We start from the raw sequence: 22,247 nt of genomic DNA, 5'->3' as shown, positions 1-22,247 counted from the left end.
GAATCCGACCTTCACCCGGAAAGAGCGTCACCTTCCCGGATCGAGGTCGCGAGGGTTGGTCCACCGCGCGAGCAGGACGGTGGCGTCGTCCTGCAAGGTGCCGTCGTGGTGGGCGAGCACGGCCTGGATCAGGCGCCGCACGGTCTCCGGTGGTGGGTAACCGGTCGACGCCTCGCGGCGCAGGAAGTCCGCCAGCCGTGCCTCGCCGAAGAACTCACCTTCGCTGTTGCGGGCCTCGGTGATGCCGTCGGTGTAGAGGACCAGCCAGTCGTCGGGCTGCAGCCGTTCCTCGCCGACCACCAGCTCGCCCGAGCCGAGCCCCAGCGCGGCCCGTCTGCCGCCGGTCAGCTGTTTCACGACTTTGCCGCCGCGCATCAGCAGCGGCTCCGGGTGGCCGGCGTTGATGTATCGCATCCGCCCGGTCGCGAGGTCGATCTCGGCGAGCACGGCCGTGGCGAAGGAGGCGTTGCCGAACGCCGCGCCGATCGTCTCGTCGATCTGCCGGGCCTGTTCGAAGAGCCCGTAGCCGGCGCGGCGGGCGCTGCGGTGGGTGGCCAGTGCGGTGGCGGCGATGTGGCCGCTGCGCAGGTCGTGCCCGACGGCGTCGACGATGAACAGCACGGCGGTGGTGTCCGAGAGCGAGTAGTCGAAGGCGTCCCCGGCGACGGCGTGCCGCGGTTCGAGCACGCCGGTGACGACGAAGCCGTCGACACCCGCGGTCAGCGGCGGCAGCAGGGACCAGATCAGTTCGCCGGGGATCGTCCGGTCCCTGCGGCGGCGGACCGCGTCGAGGCCGTCGCCGTACTGCGTCATCAACACGACGAGGTGCCCGACGAGCAGGGCTACCCACTGGCACTGCGCACGCAGCCCGGGGTCCTCGAGCGTGTCCTCGTCGGGCACGTCGGCTCGCAGGACGCCGATCCGTTCGGCCCCGTCGACGAGGGGTATCCACAGGCACGGCCGGCCACCCGAATCCGCGGGCAGCATCTCCAGACTGCGGAAGGCGCGCCCGGCCAGGGTGCTGTCGATCGGCAGCGGTGGCCCGGAATCCGCGACGGCGGACACCGGGTGCAGATACTGCTGGGCGTAATCGGCGAGGTAGGCGCTGAACCCGATCCCGATCAGCTCGCCCGCCGCTTCGACGAGGCCGGGAAGGCGATCGGGCGGTGCCAGTTCCGCGCCTTCGAGCAGGTGCACGAGGGCGGCCAGCGTGTCGTCGTGCGGCCGGCGGGGGCGGAGGGTGCGGCTGTAGGGGGCGCGGCGGGTCCAGGCGATCTCGTCGAGACACTCGTTCACCGCGTGGGCCAGCACGTCGCGTTGGTTTGGCGGCAGTCCGGCGACACCGTCGAGGTAGGCCTCGACCTCCATCAGGTCCTGGCTGCCGCCGAGGGCGAAGTACCGCGTCCAGAGTTGTTCCGCGGTCAGGTCGGCGTGCCGGCAGGCGAGGACGATCTCGCGACGCTGGTCCCCGTTCATCGGCGTGGGCGGGCGACCGCGCGCAGCATCGCCTCGGCGTTGTCCCGCAACGGTTTGCCGGCCCGCGCGGCCTCGTCCGCCAGCACGAGGAACGCCGTCTCCTCGGGGACGTGGTCGCGGGCCATCACGATTCCCTTGGCCATGCTGACGATGTCCCGGGTACGCAGCGCCGACCGCAGCTCGGTGCTGAGCCGTTCGGCGGCTTCGGCCGACCTCGCGTTCGCCACCAGCACCGCGGCCTGGGACGCGAACATCGTGAGCAGCGTCCGGTCCCGCTCGCCGAACGCGTGCGGACGGTCGGAGTACACCTTCACGGCGCCGACACTGCGGCAGCCGGCGACCATCGGCGCGCTCAGCGCGGAGCGCAGGCCGAGGCGCGCGGCCGACGCCGCCCACTCCGGCCAGCGGTCGTCGTCGTGCATGTCGCCGACGTCGATCACCGAACGCTCCTGCCACGCCGTCAGACACGGGCCGGCTCCCAGCTCGTACTGCAGCCGGTCCGCCCGTTCGACCTCTTCGCCGGTGGCCGCCCAGGTCACCGGCGCGCCCTGGTCGCCGGCGGCCGTCACCCCCGCCCCGAGCGCCGAGGGGAACACCTCCCGGGCGGCCGCGATGATCAGTTTCAGCAGCGACCGCACCGTTTCGGCGGTGAGCAGCAGGCCGGACAGTCGGGCGAACACGGCGGCGAGCTCGTCGGCCAGGGGCAGCTCGGGTTCCATCGGGTCCTTCTTCCCCGCAATGCGGCGTTGCAGGGGCGGCTACCCGGCGGGGGCCGGGTCCAATCGGGGCGCTGCGGCGAGAATCCGAACCCGGGTCATCGCCGGAGGTGGCTCGCGGATCGTCGCTTGGCCACCCTCGCGGCCTCCCGGGGGTCGAGGCCTAACGGCCGGGGTCAGGCGAGGGGGGTGTCGTCCAGAGCGTCCAGGAGATCCCCTGGGGTGTCATAGATCGCGACAGCCCCGGCTTCCCGCAGCTCGTCGTCGCCGAAGCCGCCGGAGCGCACGACGATCGCCGGCATGCCCGCGTTCTTCGCCGCCTCGACGTCCCACACCGAGTCGCCCACCATGACGCTGCGCGCGTCGGGCGGTGCGCCCAGCTTTTTCAGCGCCACCTGCAGCAGGTCCGGTGCCGGTTTGGAGGCCTCGACGTCGGCGCTGGTGGTCCAGCCTTCGGCGATGTCGCGGGCGTGCAGCTTGTCCAGGTAGACGTCCACGTGACGCTGCTGACCGGAACTGGCCAGCACCAGCCGGTGCCCGCGTTTCCTGATCGCCACGAGCAGGTCGTGGGCCCCGGGCAGCGGCGCCATCTCCTCGAGCAGGGCGTCGACCTCCTTGCCCTGCTGCTCCCGGAGCCGGTCGCCCACCCGGCGCTCGAGGTCCTCGCCTCCCAGCGCCGTGGGCAGCTTGTCCCCGCCCATGCCGATCAGCCGGTGCAGCCGCCACACCGGGTAGGTCTCGCCCACCGAGCGCAGCGCCCGGTACCAGGCCAGCGCGTGCTGGTAGTTGGAGTCGACGAGCGTCCCGTCGACGTCGAGGACGGCGATGGTGGAGTCGGTCACGGTCGGCGGCTACCCGACATCCCGGTTTTTCAACCCCGCTGCCCCGGCTTGTCGTTCCTTCGGTTGCGGCCACCGTTCGCCAGACCCGAGCGTGCGCCGCGGTCGCCGCGCGCCGGCGCCTGCTCCACGAGCTCGAGGCGACCGTGCGGGGCGGTCAGCTGTTCGTCCGGCGCCGGCGATCGGAGATCGCCTCGTCGCGCACACGGCCGCTCTCCGCGTCGACGTCGCCGACCCGGCCGGCGAGATCGGCGTGGCCGGCCACGAGGTGGCGCCGCGTCGCGGCGAGTGGTTCGAGCAGCGCCGACGCGTCGTCCGCGGCCAGGGCTCGCGCGACACCCGCTGCGGCCCGCCGGCCCGCGGCGGACATGCCTTCCGCCGCGGTGACGTGTGCGGCGAGCTGGCGCAGGACCGCGGCGTTGCGCCGCGCCCATTCCGACACCGCGCGGTCGCCGGCCCGGCGGTCGCGCTGGGCGTCGATGCGGCCCTCGCCGGTCTCCTCTCCGGTGGCGGAGGGCTGAAGCCGCAGGTAGCGCCGTTCGGCGGCCTGCCGGCTCGTGACGCCGAGCGACGGTGCGAGGGCCGCCCAGCTCACGCCGGCCACGCGCGCCGCGGTGATGAGCTCCGGCTCCCACTCGGCGAGGCTCGCCCGCAGCGCGTGCAGGGCACTCAGCGCCGCGAGCAGCTGCTCTCCGTCGGCGGCGCCGGCCCGAGCGTCGGTCACGGCTTGACCTACGAGGGCCATGACATCGGCTTCGTCCATCCTGTCAACCTTCCGATGACTTTCGGCTTGTCAACGTTCCGATGACATGTTAGAACAGTTCTGCGCGTTGACAAGCCCGATACGACTCCAGGAGGTGGAACAGATGTTGATGCGCACCGATCCGTTCCGCGAGTTCGACCGGCTCACGCAGCAGCTGCTGGGCAGCGCGTCGCCCGGAACGTGGTCGCGGCCCGCCGCGATGCCGATGGACGCCTACCGTGCCGGCGACGAGTTCGTCGCCTGCTTCGACCTCCCCGGCGTCGATCCCGACGCGGTCGAGCTCGAAGTCGAACGCAACGTCCTGACCGTGAAGGCCGAGCGCCGCCCGCTGCCCACCGGCGACGATGCGCGGCTGCAGGTCTCCGAGCGGCCGTACGGCGTGTTCTCCCGGCAACTGCTGCTGGGCGATGGGCTCGACACCACCCGGATCTCCGCCGCGTACGAAGCCGGCGTGCTGACCGTGCGGATCCCGGTCGCCGAAACCGCGCAGCCGCGCCGGATCGCGGTCTCCACCGGAACTTCCGGTGCGGACCGCAAGGAGATCACTTCCTGACGACGTCGTGCCGTTTCCGAGGGCCGGGCCGGCTCGCCCCGGCCCGGCCCTCCCGCACGAGAGAGGAGATCGGCTCCCGTGACCTCATCGATCGACATCCCGACCGACCACCACGCCGCCGCCGCTTTGACCGCGTACCTGCGAGCCGTGACAGCCGAACTGGGCATCGGCCTCGAGTCGTGCACGCTCGACCATGCTTCGCCGCTGTCGGCCTACGTCGCGCTGGACCAGCGGCACCCGGCGTACCCGGACCGCGACTTCGCGCTGTTGTGGGACGAGGAGCGTGGCTGGGCCGCAGCCGTCGAGACCCACTCCGGTGAAGACCTCATCGTCGTCCGCTACTTGGGCGGCACCGTCGCACCGACGCCGGAGCAGGTGGCTCGCTTCACCGAAGCCGTGCTGGCCGACGACCACACGATCGGAACACCCGATCCGCCCCGCCTCCGGACCGCGGGCCGCGCCGAGGAACTTGTCGCTCTGCTCGGCGAGAGGGTGCGGCCGTGATGACGCTGCCGCTGCCCGAGAGCTTCGCGCTCACACTGCGCGGCTACGACCGCGAGCAAGTCGACGACCGGCTCGCCGAGCTCCACGAGGAACTGCGCCTGCTCACCCTCGACCGCGATGCCGCGCATTCCCAGGCTGAACTCCTCGCCGACCGGCTCACCCAAGCCCGCGCCGAGATCACCGCGCTGCGTGACCAGCTCGACCGCTTCTGCCGCGCCCCGGCGGACCCGGCCGCGGTCGGTGCGAAGGTGAGCCGTTTGCTCGCGCTGGCCCGGTCGGAAGCCGACGACCTCGTTCTGACGGCGCAGCGCCGCGCGGCCGCCCTGCGTGCGGAAGCCGCGGGCACCATCCGCCGCACCCAAGCGCAGCTGCGTGCGATCGACGCAGTTCTCGCCGAAGCGGAATCAGCTCTGGAAGAAGGAGCCATGCCGCAGGTGGCTGCGTGATCGAACCAGCGGACGTCCGATGTGGACAGTTCTGGGGAAAACGGCCGAGCGGAACAGCTTGTCGTCACAGCATTGAATCGGGACGGGTGTGAGGACTCTCGAGTGAACCCTCAAGCGGATCGTGTCGAGCAGTCCATGAAGGTGAAGCAGCTGGAGGACGCGCTCGCGACGCGGCCGGTGATCGAGCAGGCCAAGGGCATGCTCATGGTGCTGCGGAGCTGGTCGGCGGACGACGCGTTCACGGCGTTGCGCGAGGTTTCGCAGCACACGAACGTGAAACTGCACGACGTCGCCGCGGTGGTGGTCGCGGCCGGCACCCGGCGTACGGCGGCGGTGCCGCAGGAGACGACCGCCGCCGTGCTCGCCGAGCTCAAGTCCGCCGGAATCTGGAGCGCGGAACGCACCGACCATCGTTGAACGACACGAAGCGACCCCCGGCGTCGTCTTCTCCTGGCATCAACGTGCGGTGACCTCGAAGCGGAGCCCGAAGTTGTCGAGCGTCAGGGGCAGGTCGCCCGGCGTGAGGGTGGCGCCGTGCTGCTGGACCAGGTTGGCGAGCACCGCGGACGTCGTGAAGAACACCAGGTCGCGGCCCGGGCAGGCGGCAGGACCACCGCTGAACGGGACGAGCGCCGGGCTGGCCGCGGCGCGGCCGTCGAGCCAGAGGGCCGGCTCGAAGGTGTTCGCGCAGGGCACCTGGTCGGGGCCGCGCTGGAAGTACGGCGTGCGGCTTTCGCGTAGCAACGCCGGGTGATCGGCCAGAGGCTTACCCACTCGAAGGTGCAGACCGACGTGCGCTCGAAGTTCGCCGGACGGAAAGCCGGGGTGGTGCGCGTGCGGCCCAGGCGAGGTGGTCGTCGTAGGGGCGGTGCTGATCTTCGGGAACAAAGGCGCGTTGGTAGATGCCCTGCGATCGTCCAACAGACAGAATGGCGGGCAGCTCACCGATGCCCAGATCGATCAGGCGGTCAACGTCGGAATGGTCGTCGCCGTGGTGATCGCGTTGCTCTGTCTCCTTTTTGCTTTCAAGCTGCGGGCCGGGCGCAACCGGGCGCGGATCGTGCTCACTGTCATCACCGCACTGCAGCTGATTTCGTTGCTCGTGGGTCAGTGCACCGTCCTGGGGTACATCAGTGTCCTGGCCGCGGTCGTCGGCGTTGCGCTCTCCTTCACCAATCCGTCCAACAAGTTCATCAACGGCGCGAAAACCCTTCGATGAACATCGGGGTGCCGGCGGGCACCCTGGACTGGTCCTGACAACGCTTCCCTGGCGCGATGCGGAAACGGCTTCTCGCTTCTTGCTCCGGTCTCCACGACGCGACGAGCAGCCCAAGCATTGTGGGCTCCCTTCCTGCCGCCGGGTTTCCACCCAGGCCGCGGCGTGGATCGGCCAGGTCAAGCCTGGGGCGGCTCAGCCCCCTGCGCCGAGTTCCCTCAGCAGCGAAGCGAGCCCGCCCGGTGCGCGGCCCTGCCGGCGGGCGCTCGTGAACACCTGGGCCGCCGGTTCGTGGCAGCGGCGGAACCCGGCCCGGCCGAGGCGCTGCCAGAGCGCGTGATCCTCCCCGGTCGCGATCGGGCCGAATCCGCCGATGGCGCGGTAGGCGTCGGCGCGGACGGCCAGGTTGGCGCCGTAGACGTTGGGGCTGTCCAGGGCCACGATGCCGCGGTAGCGGGCGGCGGCGTCGCTGCTGCCCGGGAACGGCTCGGACAGCAGCGCCGGGCCGGCCGACGCGTGCCACCCGCGGCGTGCCCGAGCCAGGTGGCGGGCTGCCCACGCTCTCGCGACTTCGGTGTCGGCGTCGGTGTTGAGCAGCAGCACCTCGGAGGCCGGATATCCGGGGAGCGCTCGCAGCGCCGTGCCGCAGCCGAGGTCGCGCACGGCGCCGATGGTGGTGAGCCGGGTGTTCGTCGTGACGCGCGCTCCGTGGCGGTGGGCGAGCGCGGCGGTGGCGTCGGTGCAGCGGTCGGCGACGACGACCACGGTGCGGGTGATCCCGGCCGGCAGCTGGGCCAGGGCACGGCGGATGGCGTCGAGACAGCGGGGCAGGGTCGCGGCTTCGTCCCGGGCGGGGACGACCACTGCGGCGGCGTCGATCACCGGCGCCTCAGCACGTGCAGCAGGAACTCCTCGTCGACGTGCTCCACCACGGTCTCGAGCCCGGGGTGCCCGGCCAGCCGCCGGTGGGCCTCCTGGCCGTCGTGCGGCGCCTCCGGTGCCCAGTGGCGCCAGTGCACGGCCGCGATCTCGCCGCCGGGCGCGAGCGAGGCCACGGTCCGGTCGATGGTGGCGGTGAGGTCGGCGTCGTCCAGGTAGTAGAGCAGCTCGCCGAACACGACGAGGTCCACCGGGCCCGCGGGCAGCACGTCCGGCACGGCGCCCTCGTGGACGTCCGTTGTGGACAGTCCGGCCGTGGCTTCCCGGGTGCGTCGCACAGCATGCGGCACCGGGTCGGAGGCCAGGAGCCGGTCACACCGGGCCGCGAGTTCGCGTGTCAGCGCCCCGGTGCCGCAGGCCGGTTCGACGACGGTGCCGTAGCGCTCGCGGGGCAGCGCGGCGAGCAGCAGCCCGCGTTTGCGGCGTTCGTACCAGCTGGTGGCGACCTGCCACGGGTCGGCCGCGCGGTCGTAGAGCTCGGCGAACCGGCCGACGGGCGCCGAGCGGGTCGGCGGCACGCGCAGGAAAGTCTCGTGCGGCCGGTCGAAATGGGCCAGCACCTCGGGCGGCAGGATGGGGTCTTCGCCGCGGGGGCCGGGTTTGAGCTGTGAGGTGAACTCGCGCACGGCGGCGGCCTTGGCCGCCCGCTCGGCGCCGCTGAGCGAGTACGCGCGGGCGAGGTGCCACGGGACGTCCGGCGAGTCCGGCCGGCCCCAGTGCCACAGCCAGATCGGGTAGGCCCAGCAGTGTGCGGTCACGGGCGCGGCGACCACCGTGGCCCGCCCCGCCGCCCGGTGATCCGGGTGCGGGTCATCCGGCCACGGCATCAGGCACAGGTCGCGGTCGGCAGCGTGCTCGCGCAATGCGTCCGTGAGCTCCGTGGTGTGCCCGGCCAGGCCCGAGTCGGGCAGGCCGAGCCAGATCGGTTCCACTTCGGACAGTCCTTGGGCCGCGAGCGCCCGCGCGAGCTCCTCGCGGCGGGCCCGTCCCAGCCGGCGGCGTTCGTCGGTGCCGGCGGCGGGGAACGCGGCTTCGCCGTCGGTGGCGACGACGAGCGTCACCGCCGCGCCGGCGGCGTGCAGGTGCTGCACCAGCCCACCGGCGCCGAGCGTTTCGTCGTCGGGGTGCGCGGCGACCACGAGCACGCGCCGGAAGCCGTCGTCCGGCCACGGCTCGAACTCCCGCGTCCACTCGTTCTCCGGGACGAACGGTTTCACTGCGTCACCTCCAGCACGCGGCGGCCCAGCGCGGCGAGGTCCCGCTCGCCGTGGTGCTGGCGGACGAAGACCTGCAGGTCGGCCAGGCGCTGGGCGAACCCGCGGTCGCGGCACATCGGCGCGGGGCCGGTGATGCGGGGCGCGCGGTCGAGCACCTCACGGGCGGCCTGCTCCACGCTCGCGCGGCAGGTGTCGTTGAGCAGCCCGGGATCCGGCGCGTCCTCGAGCACGCCGGCGGTCGCCGCGAGCAGGGCGTCGGCCGCGGCGATCGCGGTGTGCAGCGCACCGAAATGCGCGAGCTGGTGGTCGTCGGCGTTCCCCCGCAGCACTTCGCGGACCCCGTCGAAGACACCGGCGGCACCGCCCAGCCACACGGCCGCGACGCCCGTGCCACCGAAGACGAACCCGGGCCGCTCGACATACCAGCCCGGGGGACCGATGACCGAGTCGGACGCGACGGGAACGGAGTCGAAGACGACGTCGCCGCTGTCGGAGGCGTCCATCCCCAGTGCCTGCCACGCTTCGGGGTGGCGTACCACGCCCGCAGCGGTGAGGTCGACCTCCACGAGTCGGCTCCCGGCGGCCACGAGTGCGCGGTCGAGCGTGGTCAGCCCGGAGCAGAACCGGATCGTCCCGGAGAGCCGGCCGCCGTCGAGGACCGCGCCGGTCCCCCCGGACTTCGCGGCCCAGACCCCGTACAGCGCACCGGTTTCCGGCTTGCGGCCCGCCTCGGCGAGGATCGCCACGGCGTCGGTGTGCCCTTCGGCCAGCCGCGCCAACGCGAGGTCTCGCCGCCCCCACGCGGCAAGCGCCCTCCAGCGCCGCGCGAGCCCGTGGCCGGGCACGGGCAGCTCCATGGCGCCGTTTGCCAGCAGCGCACGCAGTTCGGCCGCCACCCATTCGACGGTCCGCCGCACCGGAAGCGGTTCCGCGGGCGGCTCGGCACTCAGCAACGAGGTCATCACGAGGTTCCTGTCTGCCGATCGGTCGGGGGTTCAGCCGGGGGTGGTCTCGCCACCCAGGGCGGCGAGGACTTCGCCGCTGTAGTACGAGGAAAGGCGGTCGGCGGCGAGGAAGACGTAGGACGGTGCCAGCTCGTCGGGGTGCGCAGCGCGGCCGAAGGGCACCTGCGAGCCGAACGTCTCGACCTTCTCCGGCGGGAACGTCGAAGGGATCAGCGGTGTCCACACCGGACCCGGCGCCACGCAGTTCACGCGGATCCCGCGCTCGGCCAGCGCCTGGGCCATCGAGTACGTCCACGCGTGGATCGCGCCCTTGGTGGCCGAGTAGTCGATGAGGGACTTGTTGCCGCGCAGGCCGTTCACCGAGCCGGTGTTGATGATCGACGAGCCCGCGCCCAGGTGGGGGAGCGCGGCGGCGGTCACGCGGAAGTAGCTGTGCATGTTGACGTCGAACGTACGCAGCCACTGTTCGTCGGTGAGGTTCTCCGGCGCGTCGACGGGCCACTGCACCGCCGCGTTGTTCACGAGCAGATCGAGACCACCGAGCTGCTCGACGGCGCGGGCCACCACGTCACGACAGTGCCGCGCGGCGGCCAGATCGCCGGGCAGCAGCACGCATTTGCGTCCTTCGGCTTCGACGCGGCTCGCAGTGTACTTCGCGTCGTCGTCCTCTTCGAGGTAGGCGATGGCGACGTCCGCGCCTTCCTTGGCGAACGCGATCGCCACGGCCCGTCCGATGCCCGAGTCGCCCCCGGTGACCAACGCGCGCCGGCCCGCGAGCAGCCCGTGGCCCTCGTAGCCGTCCATCGTGTCCCGCGGGCGCGGCTCCATCTCCTCGGTGACCCCGGGCGGCTCCTGCTCCTGGGGCGGACGTTGTCGGTCGGGCATGCGCTTCTCCTGTACAGTCAGGGTCCTTGCGCCCACCGGTTACCCCCGCGCGGGCGGTTCCAAAGCTGCCTGCGGCGCCGGCGTTCGGTTCCGGCGGCGGGCTACCGCGAAAAGGTCCGGTCCGGGCCTACTGCGAAGGAACCGGACGGTGCTCGTGGATCAGTTCGGCGCCCGGCTCGTAGTCGTCGTCGGCGTTGTGCGTGAGGACGCCGACGGCCACGCCCGCGGCGGACCGGCCGGCGACCTCACCCATGGCGAGGCCTTCGCTCCGGTGCTCTACGGCGAGCGCACGCCCAGCCGACGGGTTGTGGGCCAAGGCGACATCACCGGCCGCGTACACTTCGGGGCGGCTGGTGCGCAGGTGTTCCCGGTGGCCTTCGGTGATCGACCTGAGCCGGGTTTCGCGCAGCACGCTGACGCCTTCGGTCTTGAGCCAGCGCAGGATCAGCTCACCGGCATCCCGGCCCAGGCGCTTTTGCTGCGGCACCGAATCGGGACACAGGACTGTGACCTGCACGCCCGACCGGGCCAGTGAAACCGCGGCCTCACAACCGATGAATCCGGCGCCCACCACCACCGTGCTGCGCGCCGGCCCGGCCGCTGCTCGCAGCTCGCGGGAGCTGGTCAGTGAACGCAGGCAGCGAACGTCCGGATGATCGGCGCCCGGCACGGGCGGGCGAACCGGTTCCGCACCCGTGGCGAGCACACACCGCGTGAAGGGGTGCGTGAGCGTTCTCCACTCGCGCGTAGCTCGAAGAAGAGGACGAGTGGAGCCGGGTCGCCAAACGATCGACGTCAGGGCGCGTGCGCCGAAAGACCGCTGGAGCTGAGTAGCGCGGCCCGCCTGATCGACTGCGCGGTCGGTGCCCGGAATTCCGCTCGTGCTGTGGCTGGTGGGCGTCGCGGCGGAGGCAATGGTCCGGCGCACCTTGCGGTGGCAGCCGGCTGGCTGTTCAACCGGCTGCCACCTGCGTCGTGGGTTCCCGCAAACCCGGCCGTTACACCGGGCGGCCCCTGGCGTCTCCGCTCGCACAACGGCGTGCCGGCGGCGAAAGCTTCACGCCGGCGCGACCGTGAACGAGAAGTTTCCCCGGCTTCCGTCCGGGGGTACCCCGGAAACCGAGGAAGACTCCCGAGACGCGGTCGTCGGAGCCGTGCGAGAGGGTAGTGGTCGGTATGCGACAGGCATTCCATCAGGAGCTGGCTCGGCTCGGTACCGAGATGACCGAAATGTGCGTCGTCTGCGCGCAGGCGATGCGCCAGGCCACGACGGCGTTGCTCACCGCGAACGTGGGGCTGGCCGAGCAGGTGCTCGGGAGCGACATCGAGCTGGATCTCCAGCGCGCCGAGTGCGAAGAACACGCTGAGGCGCTGCTGGCGTTGCAGGCCCCGGTCGCCCATGAGCTGCGACTCGTGCTGGCCGCGGTGTACTGCGCCGACAGGCTCGAGCGCATGGGGGATCTGGCCGCGCACATCGCCGGCACTGCGCGCCTTCAGCATCCGGGCCGGTTCGAGTCCGCGGAGTTGGCGGAGGGGTTTCGCCGCCTCGGCGAGCTCACCGCGAGCATGGCCGACCGGCTCGCGGATCTGATCGCCGCGCCCTTCGCCGGGATGTTCGCCGAATTGGACGACGCCGACCAAGCGGTGGACGATCTGCACGCTCGGATACTCGAGCTGGTCACGAGTCAGGACTGGAAAGGCAGCGCCGCCGCGGCGGCCAACGCCGCTCTGCTGGCCCGGTTCTACGAACGCTTCGGCGACCAGTGCGTGTCGGTGGCCAGGCGCCTCGAATTCACCGTGACCGGTGCCTTGCCCGTCTGACTGCGGCCGCGGAGGTCACCGGCCGTCGAGCCCGACGGGAGGCGGCTCCCAGCGGAAGACGCCGGCGCCCTGGGCGTAGGACAGGTGCCCACCGAGCGCACCCCCGACGCCGAGGACGAGCAGGCCGAGTGCGCCGAGCAGTTTGCCCCCGGCCGCGCCACGGCGACGCCGGCGGTACGAGGCGGCGAAGATCACGGTCGCGACGAGGTTGACCACGAGGTGGCAGAACCCGACCCGGCGCTGCCGTTCGCTGAGTTCGTGGTAGTCGGCAGCGCCGAGAACGGCGGCCGCCGGAGCTGCCATCAGCCCGATTCCGACCAGCCGGCGGGAAGCCGTTTCGTTGCCTGGCACCAGGTCGAGCAGAGACGAGCAGGCCCACGCGCCGATCGGGAGAGTGACCGCGATCGGGTGCAGTGGATGGCCGAGACTGCGGCCTCGCAGCTCTTCGCCGGCCTGGCCGCTGAAGAGCTTGTTCACCGGCCTCGCCACCGCGGCCGCGGGCTCGTCCAGTGCCTGCACGTTTTCCAAAGTGGACAACAGCCGGTGCGGCGGGGCCTCCGACGCAGTCCGGATTCTGTACCTGATGGCTGAGGGTGTGTTTTCGGTCATGACAGGGGCCTACCCCGACGGTCGAGCTCCAATCCTCACCGCAGACGCGAATTCTTGGCGTTCCCGCGTGGATTCCGGAAAACGGGCTGTGCGGAAGCGGTGGCAGGACGTCGGCTCGCCATTCGGACACGGCCGCCCATCACGGCCTCCCGTCCAGCGCATGGTGGATGACGTGCCAGACGTCCGACCCGGCTGCCTGGGGGCGGTGTGGTTCGCTGTCCGGTCCACAGACACAGCTGTCGGAGAATTCGTGCCACACAATGTCTTCGATGGGGACCAGGTGCACGACGGCGTCGTCGGTCCAGACGTTCGCTCAGGGGGCTTGCGGCTCGGTCGTCATCAGTCCGGCTCCTCGTGCTCCGTACTGCCGCCGGCGCGATGAGGCGTCGGCGGCAGCCCGGATCCCGCCCGGGTGTCAGGCTCGATGCGCGCCGTCGGCGGTGGCCCTGGTTTGGGTCTGCACGGGCGGCGGCTGCGCGGCCGGTGCGCTCTGCTCCTGGCCGCCCGGTTTCTGCTCGGCCCGGTGCTTGGCGTCGGCGGCGTCCTGCGCGGCGCGCTGCTTGCCGATCGCCACGTCGGACCTGATGGTGTCGTTCTGTTCCCTGGCCTTCTCGTATCCGGAGTTGACCAGCTTCGCGGCGGCTTCGCGGCCGCCGATGCCGAACGCCAGTGCCGCGGCCAGCGCGGCCGCACCGACCAGGGCGACGTAGGTGATCGTGACGATCACCGGCGAGATCCCCAGCTGGGTGAGGATCATGAACACCGCGATGCCCATGATCATGGCCGGGACGAGGGTGCGAACGATCTTGCCCGTCGGCGTGTCACCCATGGTGCGGTGCACCAGGCCGCCGACCGCGCCGGCGACCGCGGCCGCGACGATGAAGATCAGCAACGCGGCGATCACGTTGGGCAGGTAGCTCAGCACCTGGTTCATGAACCCGGTCAACGCCGGAATGCCCAGCGTCCCGATGGCCGAGGAGATCACGAATAGCATGATCACCCAGAACACGACCGTGCCGACGAGCTTGGCGGGGCTGCCCCGCGGGGAGAGTTTCTCGACGTAGTTCGCGCCGCCGCCGGTCTTCAGCCGGTCGTCGACCTTCGCCTTCTGCAGGCCTTTGGTGATGGCCTTGTCCAGCAGTTTGGCGATGACAAAGCCGATCAGCAGCACCAGGAGCGCGCCGATCACCTGCGGCAGGTACCCCACGAATGTCGTGAACGCACTCTGCAGACTTTGCAGGATGTTGAACCCTGTGTTCATTGATCTTGTCCTCTCATGGACGAAATGCATTGCAACTCACGCGAGTTGTTCTTGCCTCAACGCATGAGCGCGTTATCCGGTATTGAAAACCCCGATCAGGTTGTATTTCCCCTGCGTACCCCGTTGAAGGCAGGTCAAACGCGCCGTTGTCACTCCACGGCGTGTTTCGTTTCCCGGTCATTTTTTGACGAAAGGGGTTCCGGACAGCAAGCAGCGCGGGCTATTCGTCGGAAAGCAGAGACCCCAGCGGTCCGAGGTCGAGGTTCAGTTCCCGCCGGTCCAGCCCGAAGTGATCGCACAATTCGTCCATGCGCAGATCGAGGTACATCAACGTCTGCCCGATTTCTTCGACCTTGTCCTCGCCCAGATCCCCGTGGTCGACCCGGCGCAGTGCCTGGCGCTCCATGAGCTGGCGCAGCAGTTCCACCACCGTCAGCACCAGGCTGACGAGGCTGCGTTCCGCGGTCTCGGGGTCGGCGTTGATCCGGTTCTTCTGCTCGTCATTCATGATGGGGCTGCAATGCGGTGATCGACGTGATGAGGGTGCGCAGGGAAATGCGCACGAGATCGACATCGGCGATCGACAGGGTGATTTCGCCGCTCACCACGACCCCGCCCGCGAGCACGCGGTCGAGCAGGTCGATCAGCGCGACATTGCGGTTCCCGGCACGCGCCGGCACAGTCATGGTTCCTCCGGTGAAGAGAACGAATACGGGGGCCACGGCCCGGTCAAGGTCACGGTCAGCACGGCGCTGTCCCGGTCCCACGCGGCCACCGCCTCGGCGAACTGCTCGGCTCGATCGGCGTCGACGAGGTACGCGCCATTGAGCACCATCGGCCCGTCCTGATGGGTCAGCGCCCGGCTCTGCGGCGGGTGGGTGCAGGCGTCAGCCGCCAGGTCGGACAGCGTGGCGTGGATGTGACTCGCCTGGTCTGCCGCCTGCTGCTGACGGTCTTCACGGGACGCGAGTTCCCTGCGCCGCCGCGCGAGGTACGCGACTCCTGCACCTTCGCCGGCCGTCGCGGCCGTGGTGGGCTCCGGATCGTTCCGCAGGAATGCCTTCACCCCCCACTCGACCCGGCGTGAGACGTGTTCGAGCGTCCGTTCGAAGTCGGCCGAGCGTTCTTCGACGGCAGTGCGTACCGAGGCATCGTCGTGGTAGACGGTCGCCAGCCGGACGGGCGCCACGGGCCCCCGCTCGACCAGTGCCGCGATCACCGTGTCGTGCGCTCGCGCCACCGTGGCCAGCCAATCGAGGTCCTCCAGGTTGCGCCGCAAGGCCTCCTCGCCGAAGGAGCCCAACGGCACGTCGCCCACCACGGCGACCAGCCTGCCCGCGGTGACGACCCGCGGGCGTTCGGCTGCGACGCCCGTGAGGCCGCCGAGCGCGGACGCGCCGGCTTCAGGCGTCACGGCGTAGAGCCACACGCCGGTCTCCTCACTCGCGTTCATCGTCCTCTCCGCCCGCCTCGATGGACTCCGGCGCCGCTTCCAGTTCGGCGACGCGCGCCCGCAGCAGCCGGTTCTCCTCTTGCAGCTTCCCGTTGTCACCGGTCAGCCACGGATCGCTCTCCCACCAGTTGATGCCGACCTCGCGGGCCGTCTCCAGCGAGGCGATCACCAGCCGCAGCTTGATCGTCAGCAGTTCGATGTCGAGCAAGTTGACCTGGATGTCCCCGGCGATGACCAGCCCTTTGTCCAGGACCCGCTCGAGGATGTCGCCGAGGTTCGAGGACTGGCCGCTTGGCGCCCCGAGACCGCCTTGGGACCTGCTGACCGGTTGTCCCGATACCATCTCTCAGCTCCCCTCGTTACCGGTGCCGGACTTCCCGCGCGCGTACCGCTTCGTGCGGCGGAACGCGAGCAGGTCGCCTTCGTCGTCCAGCTCGATCTCGTACAGCGCCAGGATGTCGGCCGACGAGGGGATGCGATGCTCCTCGATCACCTCGACCTCCACGACCCAGCCGTCTTCGAGTGGCTCGACCGACGTGACGCCCACGGGTTCGTTCGTGATCAGCTCGTTCAGCTGACGCACCGCCGCGGCGGCCGCGGTCGAGGCGATCATGCCGTCCCGCTCCGATCGACGGCGGGCCGACGGGGCCCGGCCTTCACCTTTGGCGGTGGCCATCGGCCGTCACCCTTCCCTTTCGTCCCTTCGGCGCACGGGCCGGCTCGGCGGGGAGGCCGTGAGCCGGCTCAACGCCCGTTGCTGCACCTCGGCTTCTTCGTCGGCCGAAATCTCGCCGGCCGCCCGCGCCGCCTCCGCCGCCTCCAGCTCACGCCGGACCGACGCCGGGTCGTGCAGTTCTTCGTCGACCCGCCGCCGGATCAGCTCGCCCAAGGCGAGGACCCCGCGCACCGGTGCCAGCGGCAGGCCGAAGATTCCCGACAACAGACCCATGGCGTCACTCCGGCGTTCGCGTGACGACGAAGTCGTACGCTGCGAGCGGACCGAGCAGACGGACCCCGACACGGCCGTCCCATTCCTTCGCGAGCTCGCCGATCGCGGCTTCGAGGTCTTTCTCCCGGTCGGTCTCGGCCAGCACGGCCAGGTTCACGGCCTCCTCCTCGTGAGTCGGCTGCCGCGGCGCGAACTCCTCGACCAGCTCGGCCAAGGCGTCGGCCACCAGTTGCGTATCGACCGCCCGCTTCGCCTCGATCGCCTGGGTGATGTGCTCGCCCAGCGCCATGCGCTCGTTGCGGGTGGCCTCCTCCGGCTTGCCCCGGATCGCATTCGCGAGCCGTGCCATACCGTCGTTCTCGGACAGGATCTCCCGCAGGATGGCCTGCTCGTCGTAGCGCGCCCGGACGACGTACTCCGCCATGCCCTCCAGCTGTTCCAGCGCGGCGGTGAAGTCGTCGCGGTTCGCGTCGAGCAGCTCGTCGACCACGGCCCGCTCGTCCGCGACCACCGCGCCGAAGCGCAGCGGCAGCACCGGGACCTCGGCGGCCGCCGAGTCGAGCAGACTGGCGTGCGCCGAGAGGTCCTGAGGCCGGCCCAGCGGTGCGTCCTGGGGGATTTCGCTGACCAGCGCCGCGATCGGACCGCTGTGCACTGTGGTCACCTCGGCGGGTGGATCTCCCACTCCGCGCGCGTCGTCGTCGATCTCGACGTCAGCGGGCAGGATGCCGTAGACGTAGATCGCGGTCTCGGTCTCCGTCCCGATGTCTGTTTCGGCGGCCACCGGCCTCACCGTCCTTTCCGGCCGCGGCTCACGGGTTCCTCATCGTCGTCGCCGAGGATGTCGCGCAGCTTGTCGCCGGCCGCGTCGAGCGCACCGCGGGTCTTGGCCTTGGCGCCGCCGGAGGTCACGTCCTCCAAAAGGTCGGGCAGGCCCTTCTGCTCGGTGCCCGAGATGTCGAGCCGGTTCACCGCTTCCGCGAACCGCAGGTAGGTGTCGACACTGGCCACCACGATCCGGGCATCCACGGTCAGCAGTTCGATGCCCACCAGGGACACCCGCACGTACGCGTCGATCACGAGACCCTTGTCCAGGATCGTGTCGATCACGTCGGCGAGGCCGCTCGAACTCGGGCGGTCCAGGCCACCTCCCCCACCGGACGGCTGTACGGCTGTCGTCATCGCTTGCTCCCTCGGCCTCTGCCGGCGCCCGCACGGGCGCGGCCTCGGCGCGGCCGTTCTTCTTCGGGCTCCTCGTCGGTGTCTTCCTCGGTCTCGTCGGTGTCTGTCTCGTCGGTGTCTTCGGGTTCTTCTTCCTCCGGCTCTTCTTCGGGCTCGTCTTCCGGCTCCTCCTCGGACTCCATGTCCTCGTCCTCGTCGGAACCGGTGTCGGCGGATTCTTCGTCCTGGTCGGGCGAGCTCTCGTCGCGGTCGGTGTCCTCGTCCTCCCGCTCGACGACCTCCCCGTCGTGGATCTCGCCGTGCCACCCCTCGATGTCGTCGGGGTTCAGCAGGTCTTCCGTCATCACGTGCCGGCGGAAGTGCTTGAGTTCCAGCCGCGCCCGGCGGCCCTGGGCGCGCCAGATGTTGCCGGTGCGCTCGAACAGCCCCTGCGGGTGATAGGCGAGAACCAGCACGACCTTGGTGAGGTCGGGTGTGAGCTCGTGGAACGTCACGGCACCGTCGACGTGGCCCTTCGCTCCCTTGGAGCGCCAGACGATCCGCTCGTACGGCACCTGCTCCAGGATGTCGGCCTCCCAGGTGCGGTGCGACCAAAAGACCTGCGCCTTCCACTCGGTCTTCTCGTCGCTGACCTGTTCGACGTTGTTGACCTTCTTCATGAACGCCGGGAAGTCGGTGAACCTGGTCCACTGGTCGTAGACGAGGTCGATCGGCGCACCGATGTCGATCTCCTCGACGATGTTGGTGAGCTTGATCTTGTTTCCTTTGCCACCGCCGCCGCCCCCGCCGGTGAACGCGCCCTTCACCTTCTCCGCGATGCCGGACAGGCCACCTTTGAGCGCGCCCTTGATCGCCTGGCCTTTGATGCTGCCGCCCTTGCCGCCGGTTACCGCTTCCATCAGGCCACCGCCCCCGCCTCCGGCGAAGTCGGTCAGCCGCCCGGCTGTCGAGGACATCTTTTTCGTCAGCGCGCCGGTTGCCCGGCTCATCGCCGCCTGGCCCAGCCCGCGGATGGCGTCGGTCAGCTCATTCGAGTCCCCGCCGGTGGCCTTCGTGGCGGTGTCGGTGGCTTTGCCGGCTGTGTCCGTCGCTTTGTCTGCGGTCTTTTTCAAAGTCTTGGTGACCACTGCGTTCACTTCCTCGTCCGTCGGACGGGCGAGCGTTTGGTGGCAGTGCGTGCGCCGCCGGACCCTTCGCCGTCACCGGACGCCGCGGCCCGCCGGCCGGGCGACCGCCGCTGCCGCGGCCGTTCGCCATCGGTGTCGCTGTCGTCAGCGCTCGTGCGGCGGCTCGCCGCGCGGCGGCGCCGGGGCTTCTCGGGCTCCGGCTCTTCCTCGGGTTCCTCCTCGGATTCGGCTTCGTCCTCGTCGGCGACTTCGTCCTCGTCTTCGGTCTCTTCCTGGGCTTCGTCCTCACCGTTCGGCTCTTCGTCGTGCTCGTCGTCGGCTTTGGACTTCTTGCCGCGGGTGAGCGCGCCACCGTCCTGGAGGCGCTCGCTCAGCGACTCGATCCGCCCGCTGGCCGCCGTCACCGCCGCCGACTTCGCCGCGCTGAGCAGCTCGTCGCGCGCCAGCGACGTCAGCTGGCCGATCTCCGGGGACGTCCCCAGCTGCTTGAGGCCATCCTGGAGGAGCTTCGTCGGTGACACCCCGGCCTTGCCGCTCGCCCCGGCGGCCGCGATCATCAACGCGAGGCGCCCCTTCTTCGTCCGCCCCAGTAGATAACCGGCTGCGACGCCCAGCGCCATCCGTGTTCCTGCCTTCATTGCCGCTCCTCCTGACTCTTGCGGTTGCGAGGTCCCCACGCACAACCCGCACGCTGCCCCCGAAATCGACGCGAACAGGAATGTGACTTCGTCATCCAAATCAGCTACCCGCATCCTTCGGTGCGAAAACATGGGATCATGGAAAACGTGTTTCTTCCTTGCGTGGCAACGACAAAAAAGGCTCACGGAAGCGGTTTCGAAGATCGTTTCCCGTGATCTTCTTGGGCAAATCGCTTGAACAATTCAATGATTCACGGCCCTGGGAAAAATGTGTGAACCGATGCGGCCCGGCCCGATGTCCCGGCTTTTCAACGCACCGTCCGGCTCGACTGCCGACTGCCGACGGCTACGGAAACGGTTGCGGCGCCGATGCTCCCCAGGTGTTGCCCGTCGTTCGCTGCGGGCCGTGCAGGGACTGCGGACCTTCGTGCAGGCCTGGTCCGGCCTGGCGGATTTCAACGATCACCAGCCGGCCCACGGCGCCCAGACGGTCGGGCTGGGGGAGTACCTCACGTCGTCGTCGTTCGCGGTGGACGTCGCCGAGACTGACAGTCGGAGTATCTGTAGTTCTTCCTCTACGTGTTCGCGACGGTGTGGCTGGTGCAACGCGGTTCGCCGGAGTCGAAGCCCGCTGAGCAGGATCGGCCTGGAGAGCGACCGCGACCAGGTGCCGGGCCCCACGTGCGACCCTGCCAGAACTGGCAGTCGAGGTTCCTCGCCATCGGCTGCGTGGCCATCTTCTGCGTCTGCCTCCGCCGGCGCGGCTCGCCCGAGCCGAAACCGGTCGGAACCGAACACCACGTCACGGACGAGTCAGGCTGATGGGGCGGCGAAGTCTTGCCGCCGGGGTCGGCGACCTGCGGCGTGATCGTCCCGAGGTGGGCACCCGCGAAGCGTCCGGCGAGAGCTACGAGTGCGCGCGACCGCAAAGTCCTCGCGCCGTCGACGACGAACCTTGACGATGCGGGCGTAGTGCTGCGGCCGGGTGCCGGAACGGGCCCGGCGTCGTTGCCAGGGGAAGCCGCCGGGCCCGCGGCGTCGATCTGATCCGGTGCCGATGAGGACGCTGCGTTGCAGCCGCGTCTTGCCCGGGAAAGATCCTCGGCGGCCACCGGAACCACGCCTCGGGGTGGGTGTCCGTCGCGTCCGTGTCCCCGAGGTGACCCGCGGCGGCTCAGCGCTGATGGCGGCGCAACGGCCGGACGGCGGGGCCCTGGACGACGGCGCCGCCGGGGTCGAAGCGGGAGCCGTGGCACGGGCAGTCCCAGGTGTGTTCCGCGTCGTTGAAGGTCACCAGGCAGCCGAGGTGCGTGCAGTGCGCCTCGACGGTGTGCAGGTCGCCGTTTTCGGCGCGGTAGGCGGCGACGAGCTCGGCGCCCACCCGGACCACGGCGCCCTGGCCAGGCCGCACCTGGTTCAGGGAGCGGCCCTGCTGCAGCACGGACACGTGGTCGCCGACGAGGTGGCGGCCGACCTCGAAGGCGTCTTCGGCGAGGCTGAGCACCGAGCGCGCGTCGAAGCGGTTGGGGTCGAACAGGGCGGCGGCGGGGTGGTCCTCGCCGAGGATGCGGGCGGCGACGACCTGACCCGCGGCCGTGCCTCCGGTCATACCCCATTGTCCGAAGCCCGCGGCGACCCACAGCGGGACCGCGGCGGGCAGATAGCGGCCGGCGTACGGCAGGCCGTCCAAAGTGGACAGGTCGTGCGCGGACCAGCGGTGGGTCACGCGGTGCAGGCCCGCGTGTTCACCGGCCCAGGCGGCGAGGCGTTCGTAGCGCGCCTCGATGTGCGATTCGGAGCCCACGCGGTAGTGCTCGCCGCCGGCGACGACGGTCGGGGTGCCCTCGGCGGTGTAGGCGCGCACCGAGTGGTGGGTGTCGGCGTCGAGGTACATCCCCTCCGGCGCCCTGTCGCCGGCCGCCGGTCCCGCGACGACCAGGTCGCGCACCGGGTCCAGCCGCGCGAAGTAAAGCCCTCGGTCGAACACGGGGTAGTGCGTGGCGACCACGACCTCGTCGGCCTCGACGTCGCCCTCGGACGTCCGCACGACCCGGCCGCGCAAGTCGAGGCCCAGCGCGCGCGTGTGCTCCAGGACGGTGCCGCCCGCGCGTTCGACCTCGGCGGCGAGCCCGAGCAGCCAACGGCGGGGGTGGAAATGCGCCTGCCCGGCCACGCGCACGGCACCGAGGGCGGGCACGTCCAGTTCGACGTCTTTCACGTACGCCGCCGGGAGCCCGGCTTTCGTGGCCGCGTCGGCTTCCTTCTTGAGCTTGTCGACGGTCCCCGCCTGCGTCGTGTAGACGTAGCTGGGCGCGCGGGTGAACGCGCAGTCGATCCCCGCTTCGGCTGCGATCCACTCCAGCGCCGCGGACTGCGCCCCGGCGTAGGTCTTCGCGGCGTCCGCACCGTGGCGGGCCTCGAGCTCGGCGTACTTCAGCCCGTGCTGGGCGCTCACCTTCGCCGTCGTGTGCCCGGATACGCCGCTCGCCACCCGGTCGGCCTCCAGCACGACCACCGACTTCCCGGCCCGCGCCAGCAGCACCGCCGTGGTCAGGCCCGCGATCCCGGCCCCGAGCACGACCACCTCGGCCCACGCCGGCGGCGGCCCCGAGCCGCGTTCCGGCGCGGGCGCGGTGTCGATCCACAACGACAGCGGGGCGGGCAAGTCCGTCATCCCCGGGTGGTTCC

General features: G+C 70.7%; 30 protein-coding genes and 1 pseudogene. 8 read left to right on the top strand and 23 right to left on the bottom strand.

Annotated elements, in window-relative coordinates; translation table 11 throughout:
* Nucleotides 1–27: 27 nt before the first annotated feature.
* From ACQPXB_RS30710 to ACQPXB_RS30695, 4 genes are all read right to left on the bottom strand, one after another.
* Nucleotides 28–1,476 (bottom strand): PP2C family protein-serine/threonine phosphatase, encoded by a 1,449-nt coding sequence (locus ACQPXB_RS30710; RefSeq protein ID WP_432845340.1) that lies wholly within the window; start codon nt 1,474–1,476, stop codon nt 28–30.
* Nucleotides 1,473–2,195: a GAF domain-containing protein gene (locus ACQPXB_RS30705; protein WP_432845339.1), complete on the bottom strand. Its 723-nt coding sequence runs from the start codon at nt 2,193–2,195 to the stop codon at nt 1,473–1,475. The genes ACQPXB_RS30710 and ACQPXB_RS30705 overlap by 4 nt, the downstream gene beginning before the upstream one ends.
* 173 nt (nt 2,196–2,368) lie before the next feature.
* Nucleotides 2,369–3,034, bottom strand: coding sequence for an HAD family hydrolase (locus tag ACQPXB_RS30700; RefSeq protein ID WP_432845338.1), 666 nt, complete (start codon nt 3,032–3,034; stop codon nt 2,369–2,371).
* A 154-nt stretch (nt 3,035–3,188) separates the two neighbouring features.
* Nucleotides 3,189–3,794 (bottom strand): HSP18 transcriptional regulator, encoded by a 606-nt coding sequence (locus ACQPXB_RS30695; RefSeq protein WP_386949821.1) that lies wholly within the window; start codon nt 3,792–3,794, stop codon nt 3,189–3,191.
* 103 nt (nt 3,795–3,897) lie between these two features.
* Here ACQPXB_RS30695 and ACQPXB_RS30690 point away from each other — a divergent pair, with 103 nt between their 5' ends.
* The 4 genes from ACQPXB_RS30690 to ACQPXB_RS30675 all read left to right on the top strand — a co-directional run bounded on the left by ACQPXB_RS30690 (nt 3,898) and on the right by ACQPXB_RS30675 (nt 5,714).
* Nucleotides 3,898–4,347 carry an Hsp20/alpha crystallin family protein gene (locus ACQPXB_RS30690; protein WP_386949818.1) on the top strand — a complete coding sequence of 150 codons (450 nt, stop codon included), beginning with the start codon at nt 3,898–3,900 and terminating at the stop codon, nt 4,345–4,347.
* Nucleotides 4,348–4,425: 78 nt separating this feature from the next.
* A complete protein-coding gene (locus ACQPXB_RS30685) occupies nt 4,426–4,851 on the top strand; it encodes a DUF6292 family protein (protein ID WP_432845337.1) in 426 nt (141 codons plus the stop codon).
* Nucleotides 4,851–5,297, top strand: coding sequence for a hypothetical protein (locus tag ACQPXB_RS30680; RefSeq protein ID WP_432845336.1), 447 nt, complete (start codon nt 4,851–4,853; stop codon nt 5,295–5,297). The genes ACQPXB_RS30685 and ACQPXB_RS30680 overlap by 1 nt, the downstream gene beginning before the upstream one ends.
* Nucleotides 5,298–5,432: 135 nt before the next feature.
* Nucleotides 5,433–5,714 carry an ANTAR domain-containing protein gene (locus ACQPXB_RS30675; RefSeq protein ID WP_432845335.1) on the top strand — a complete coding sequence of 94 codons (282 nt, stop codon included), beginning with the start codon at nt 5,433–5,435 and terminating at the stop codon, nt 5,712–5,714.
* A gap of 39 nt (nt 5,715–5,753) precedes the next feature.
* Here ACQPXB_RS30675 and ACQPXB_RS30670 read toward each other — a convergent pair whose 3' ends face one another.
* A complete protein-coding gene (locus ACQPXB_RS30670) occupies nt 5,754–6,071 on the bottom strand; it encodes a cytochrome P450 (protein ID WP_386949809.1) in 318 nt (105 codons plus the stop codon).
* A 94-nt stretch (nt 6,072–6,165) separates the two neighbouring features.
* Between ACQPXB_RS30670 and ACQPXB_RS30665 the strand changes: the two genes are divergently transcribed.
* Nucleotides 6,166–6,516: a hypothetical protein gene (locus tag ACQPXB_RS30665; RefSeq protein ID WP_432845334.1), complete on the top strand. Its 351-nt coding sequence runs from the start codon at nt 6,166–6,168 to the stop codon at nt 6,514–6,516.
* 192 nt (nt 6,517–6,708) lie between these two features.
* Here the strand turns inward: ACQPXB_RS30665 and ACQPXB_RS30660 are convergent, their stop codons facing one another.
* From ACQPXB_RS30660 to ACQPXB_RS30640, 5 genes are all read right to left on the bottom strand, one after another.
* Nucleotides 6,709–7,395 carry a glycosyltransferase gene (locus tag ACQPXB_RS30660; RefSeq protein ID WP_432845333.1) on the bottom strand — a complete coding sequence of 229 codons (687 nt, stop codon included), beginning with the start codon at nt 7,393–7,395 and terminating at the stop codon, nt 6,709–6,711.
* Nucleotides 7,392–8,669 (bottom strand): bifunctional PIG-L family deacetylase/class I SAM-dependent methyltransferase, encoded by a 1,278-nt coding sequence (locus ACQPXB_RS30655; protein WP_432845332.1) that lies wholly within the window; start codon nt 8,667–8,669, stop codon nt 7,392–7,394. Before ACQPXB_RS30655 ends, ACQPXB_RS30660 begins: the two co-directional genes overlap by 4 nt.
* Nucleotides 8,666–9,631, bottom strand: coding sequence for an acyl-CoA dehydrogenase family protein (locus ACQPXB_RS30650; RefSeq protein WP_432845331.1), 966 nt, complete (start codon nt 9,629–9,631; stop codon nt 8,666–8,668). Before ACQPXB_RS30650 ends, ACQPXB_RS30655 begins: the two co-directional genes overlap by 4 nt.
* 33 nt (nt 9,632–9,664) lie before the next feature.
* Entirely contained in the window at nt 9,665–10,519 is an 855-nt protein-coding gene (locus tag ACQPXB_RS30645) for an SDR family oxidoreductase (protein ID WP_366581321.1), read from the bottom strand.
* 127 nt (nt 10,520–10,646) lie between these two features.
* Entirely contained in the window at nt 10,647–11,447 is an 801-nt protein-coding gene (locus ACQPXB_RS30640) for an FAD-dependent oxidoreductase (protein WP_432856852.1), read from the bottom strand.
* 248 nt (nt 11,448–11,695) lie between these two features.
* Here ACQPXB_RS30640 and ACQPXB_RS30635 point away from each other — a divergent pair, with 248 nt between their 5' ends.
* Entirely contained in the window at nt 11,696–12,340 is a 645-nt protein-coding gene (locus ACQPXB_RS30635; RefSeq protein ID WP_432845330.1) for a phosphate signaling complex PhoU family protein, read from the top strand.
* 15 nt (nt 12,341–12,355) lie between these two features.
* Here the strand turns inward: ACQPXB_RS30635 and ACQPXB_RS30630 are convergent, their stop codons facing one another.
* The 12 genes from ACQPXB_RS30630 to ACQPXB_RS30575 all read right to left on the bottom strand — a co-directional run bounded on the left by ACQPXB_RS30630 (nt 12,356) and on the right by ACQPXB_RS30575 (nt 19,559).
* A complete protein-coding gene (locus tag ACQPXB_RS30630; protein WP_366581327.1) occupies nt 12,356–12,859 on the bottom strand; it encodes a DUF2231 domain-containing protein in 504 nt (167 codons plus the stop codon).
* A 505-nt stretch (nt 12,860–13,364) separates the two neighbouring features.
* Complete coding sequence (locus ACQPXB_RS30625) at nt 13,365–14,210, bottom strand: mechanosensitive ion channel family protein (protein ID WP_366581330.1); 846 nt, start codon at nt 14,208–14,210, stop codon at nt 13,365–13,367.
* A gap of 220 nt (nt 14,211–14,430) precedes the next feature.
* On the bottom strand, nt 14,431–14,718 hold the full coding sequence (locus tag ACQPXB_RS30620) for a gas vesicle protein K (protein WP_366581332.1): 288 nt from the start codon (nt 14,716–14,718) through the stop codon (nt 14,431–14,433).
* A complete protein-coding gene (locus tag ACQPXB_RS30615; RefSeq protein ID WP_366581333.1) occupies nt 14,711–14,896 on the bottom strand; it encodes a gas vesicle protein in 186 nt (61 codons plus the stop codon). Before ACQPXB_RS30615 ends, ACQPXB_RS30620 begins: the two co-directional genes overlap by 8 nt.
* Nucleotides 14,893–15,663: a GvpL/GvpF family gas vesicle protein gene (locus ACQPXB_RS30610; RefSeq protein WP_366581334.1), complete on the bottom strand. Its 771-nt coding sequence runs from the start codon at nt 15,661–15,663 to the stop codon at nt 14,893–14,895. Before ACQPXB_RS30610 ends, ACQPXB_RS30615 begins: the two co-directional genes overlap by 4 nt.
* A complete protein-coding gene (locus tag ACQPXB_RS30605) occupies nt 15,650–16,006 on the bottom strand; it encodes a gas vesicle protein (RefSeq protein ID WP_432845329.1) in 357 nt (118 codons plus the stop codon). The genes ACQPXB_RS30610 and ACQPXB_RS30605 overlap by 14 nt, the downstream gene beginning before the upstream one ends.
* 3 nt (nt 16,007–16,009) lie before the next feature.
* Complete coding sequence (gvpO, locus tag ACQPXB_RS30600; RefSeq protein ID WP_366581337.1) at nt 16,010–16,339, bottom strand: gas vesicle protein GvpO; 330 nt, start codon at nt 16,337–16,339, stop codon at nt 16,010–16,012.
* Between the two features lie 6 nt (nt 16,340–16,345).
* Entirely contained in the window at nt 16,346–16,612 is a 267-nt protein-coding gene (locus ACQPXB_RS30595; RefSeq protein ID WP_366581338.1) for a gas vesicle protein GvpG, read from the bottom strand.
* A 4-nt stretch (nt 16,613–16,616) separates the two neighbouring features.
* Nucleotides 16,617–17,396, bottom strand: coding sequence for a GvpL/GvpF family gas vesicle protein (locus ACQPXB_RS30590; RefSeq protein WP_432845328.1), 780 nt, complete (start codon nt 17,394–17,396; stop codon nt 16,617–16,619).
* Between the two features lie 5 nt (nt 17,397–17,401).
* Nucleotides 17,402–17,794: a gas vesicle protein GvpJ gene (gene gvpJ / locus ACQPXB_RS30585; RefSeq protein WP_366581342.1), complete on the bottom strand. Its 393-nt coding sequence runs from the start codon at nt 17,792–17,794 to the stop codon at nt 17,402–17,404.
* Nucleotides 17,791–18,930, bottom strand: coding sequence for an SRPBCC family protein (locus ACQPXB_RS30580; protein ID WP_432845327.1), 1,140 nt, complete (start codon nt 18,928–18,930; stop codon nt 17,791–17,793). The genes gvpJ and ACQPXB_RS30580 overlap by 4 nt, the downstream gene beginning before the upstream one ends.
* Nucleotides 18,927–19,559 (bottom strand): hypothetical protein, encoded by a 633-nt coding sequence (locus ACQPXB_RS30575; protein WP_432845326.1) that lies wholly within the window; start codon nt 19,557–19,559, stop codon nt 18,927–18,929. Before ACQPXB_RS30575 ends, ACQPXB_RS30580 begins: the two co-directional genes overlap by 4 nt.
* 268 nt (nt 19,560–19,827) lie before the next feature.
* Here ACQPXB_RS30575 and ACQPXB_RS30570 point away from each other — a divergent pair.
* Both ACQPXB_RS30570 and ACQPXB_RS30565 read left to right on the top strand, forming a co-directional pair.
* A pseudogene (locus ACQPXB_RS30570) lies at nt 19,828–20,046 on the top strand (hypothetical protein); the annotation flags it as partial.
* A gap of 92 nt (nt 20,047–20,138) precedes the next feature.
* Nucleotides 20,139–20,381 (top strand): DUF6766 family protein, encoded by a 243-nt coding sequence (locus ACQPXB_RS30565; protein ID WP_432845325.1) that lies wholly within the window; start codon nt 20,139–20,141, stop codon nt 20,379–20,381.
* A 352-nt stretch (nt 20,382–20,733) separates the two neighbouring features.
* On the opposite strand, the gene ACQPXB_RS30560 is transcribed toward ACQPXB_RS30565, so the two are convergent.
* The gene (locus tag ACQPXB_RS30560) at nt 20,734–22,233 is read right to left on the bottom strand and encodes an FAD-dependent oxidoreductase (RefSeq protein ID WP_432845324.1); all 1,500 of its coding nucleotides are present in this window, start codon (nt 22,231–22,233) and stop codon (nt 20,734–20,736) included.
* Between the last annotated feature and the right edge of the window lie 14 nt (nt 22,234–22,247).

Source organism: Amycolatopsis sp. CA-161197 (assembly GCF_050942255.1).
In the GTDB taxonomy this organism is placed as follows: domain Bacteria; phylum Actinomycetota; class Actinomycetes; order Mycobacteriales; family Pseudonocardiaceae; genus Amycolatopsis.
This window is presented reverse-complemented; position numbering and strand designations above follow the sequence as displayed.

Bases quoted from the DNA above. Each gene is read 5' to 3' on its own strand.
- ACQPXB_RS30710 (WP_432845340.1), bottom strand. From the start codon at position 1,476: ATGAACGGGGACCAGCGTCGCGAGATCGTCCTCGCCTGCCGGCACGCC.
- ACQPXB_RS30705 (WP_432845339.1), bottom strand. From the start codon at position 2,195: ATGGAACCCGAGCTGCCCCTGGCCGACGAGCTCGCCGCCGTGTTCGCC.
- ACQPXB_RS30695 (WP_386949821.1), bottom strand. From the start codon at position 3,794: ATGGACGAAGCCGATGTCATGGCCCTCGTAGGTCAAGCCGTGACCGAC.
- ACQPXB_RS30690 (WP_386949818.1), top strand. From the start codon at position 3,898: ATGTTGATGCGCACCGATCCGTTCCGCGAGTTCGACCGGCTCACGCAG.
- ACQPXB_RS30680 (WP_432845336.1), top strand. From the start codon at position 4,851: ATGACGCTGCCGCTGCCCGAGAGCTTCGCGCTCACACTGCGCGGCTAC.
- ACQPXB_RS30675 (WP_432845335.1), top strand. From the start codon at position 5,433: ATGAAGGTGAAGCAGCTGGAGGACGCGCTCGCGACGCGGCCGGTGATC.
- ACQPXB_RS30650 (WP_432845331.1), bottom strand. From the start codon at position 9,631: ATGACCTCGTTGCTGAGTGCCGAGCCGCCCGCGGAACCGCTTCCGGTG.
- ACQPXB_RS30645 (WP_366581321.1), bottom strand. From the start codon at position 10,519: ATGCCCGACCGACAACGTCCGCCCCAGGAGCAGGAGCCGCCCGGGGTC.
- ACQPXB_RS30635 (WP_432845330.1), top strand. From the start codon at position 11,696: ATGCGACAGGCATTCCATCAGGAGCTGGCTCGGCTCGGTACCGAGATG.
- ACQPXB_RS30625 (WP_366581330.1), bottom strand. From the start codon at position 14,210: ATGAACACAGGGTTCAACATCCTGCAAAGTCTGCAGAGTGCGTTCACG.
- ACQPXB_RS30620 (WP_366581332.1), bottom strand. From the start codon at position 14,718: ATGAATGACGAGCAGAAGAACCGGATCAACGCCGACCCCGAGACCGCG.
- ACQPXB_RS30615 (WP_366581333.1), bottom strand. From the start codon at position 14,896: ATGACTGTGCCGGCGCGTGCCGGGAACCGCAATGTCGCGCTGATCGAC.
- ACQPXB_RS30610 (WP_366581334.1), bottom strand. From the start codon at position 15,663: ATGAACGCGAGTGAGGAGACCGGCGTGTGGCTCTACGCCGTGACGCCT.
- ACQPXB_RS30605 (WP_432845329.1), bottom strand. From the start codon at position 16,006: ATGGTATCGGGACAACCGGTCAGCAGGTCCCAAGGCGGTCTCGGGGCG.
- gvpO (WP_366581337.1), bottom strand. From the start codon at position 16,339: ATGGCCACCGCCAAAGGTGAAGGCCGGGCCCCGTCGGCCCGCCGTCGA.
- ACQPXB_RS30595 (WP_366581338.1), bottom strand. From the start codon at position 16,612: ATGGGTCTGTTGTCGGGAATCTTCGGCCTGCCGCTGGCACCGGTGCGC.
- gvpJ (WP_366581342.1), bottom strand. From the start codon at position 17,794: ATGACGACAGCCGTACAGCCGTCCGGTGGGGGAGGTGGCCTGGACCGC.
- ACQPXB_RS30575 (WP_432845326.1), bottom strand. From the start codon at position 19,559: ATGAAGGCAGGAACACGGATGGCGCTGGGCGTCGCAGCCGGTTATCTA.
- ACQPXB_RS30560 (WP_432845324.1), bottom strand. From the start codon at position 22,233: ATGACGGACTTGCCCGCCCCGCTGTCGTTGTGGATCGACACCGCGCCC.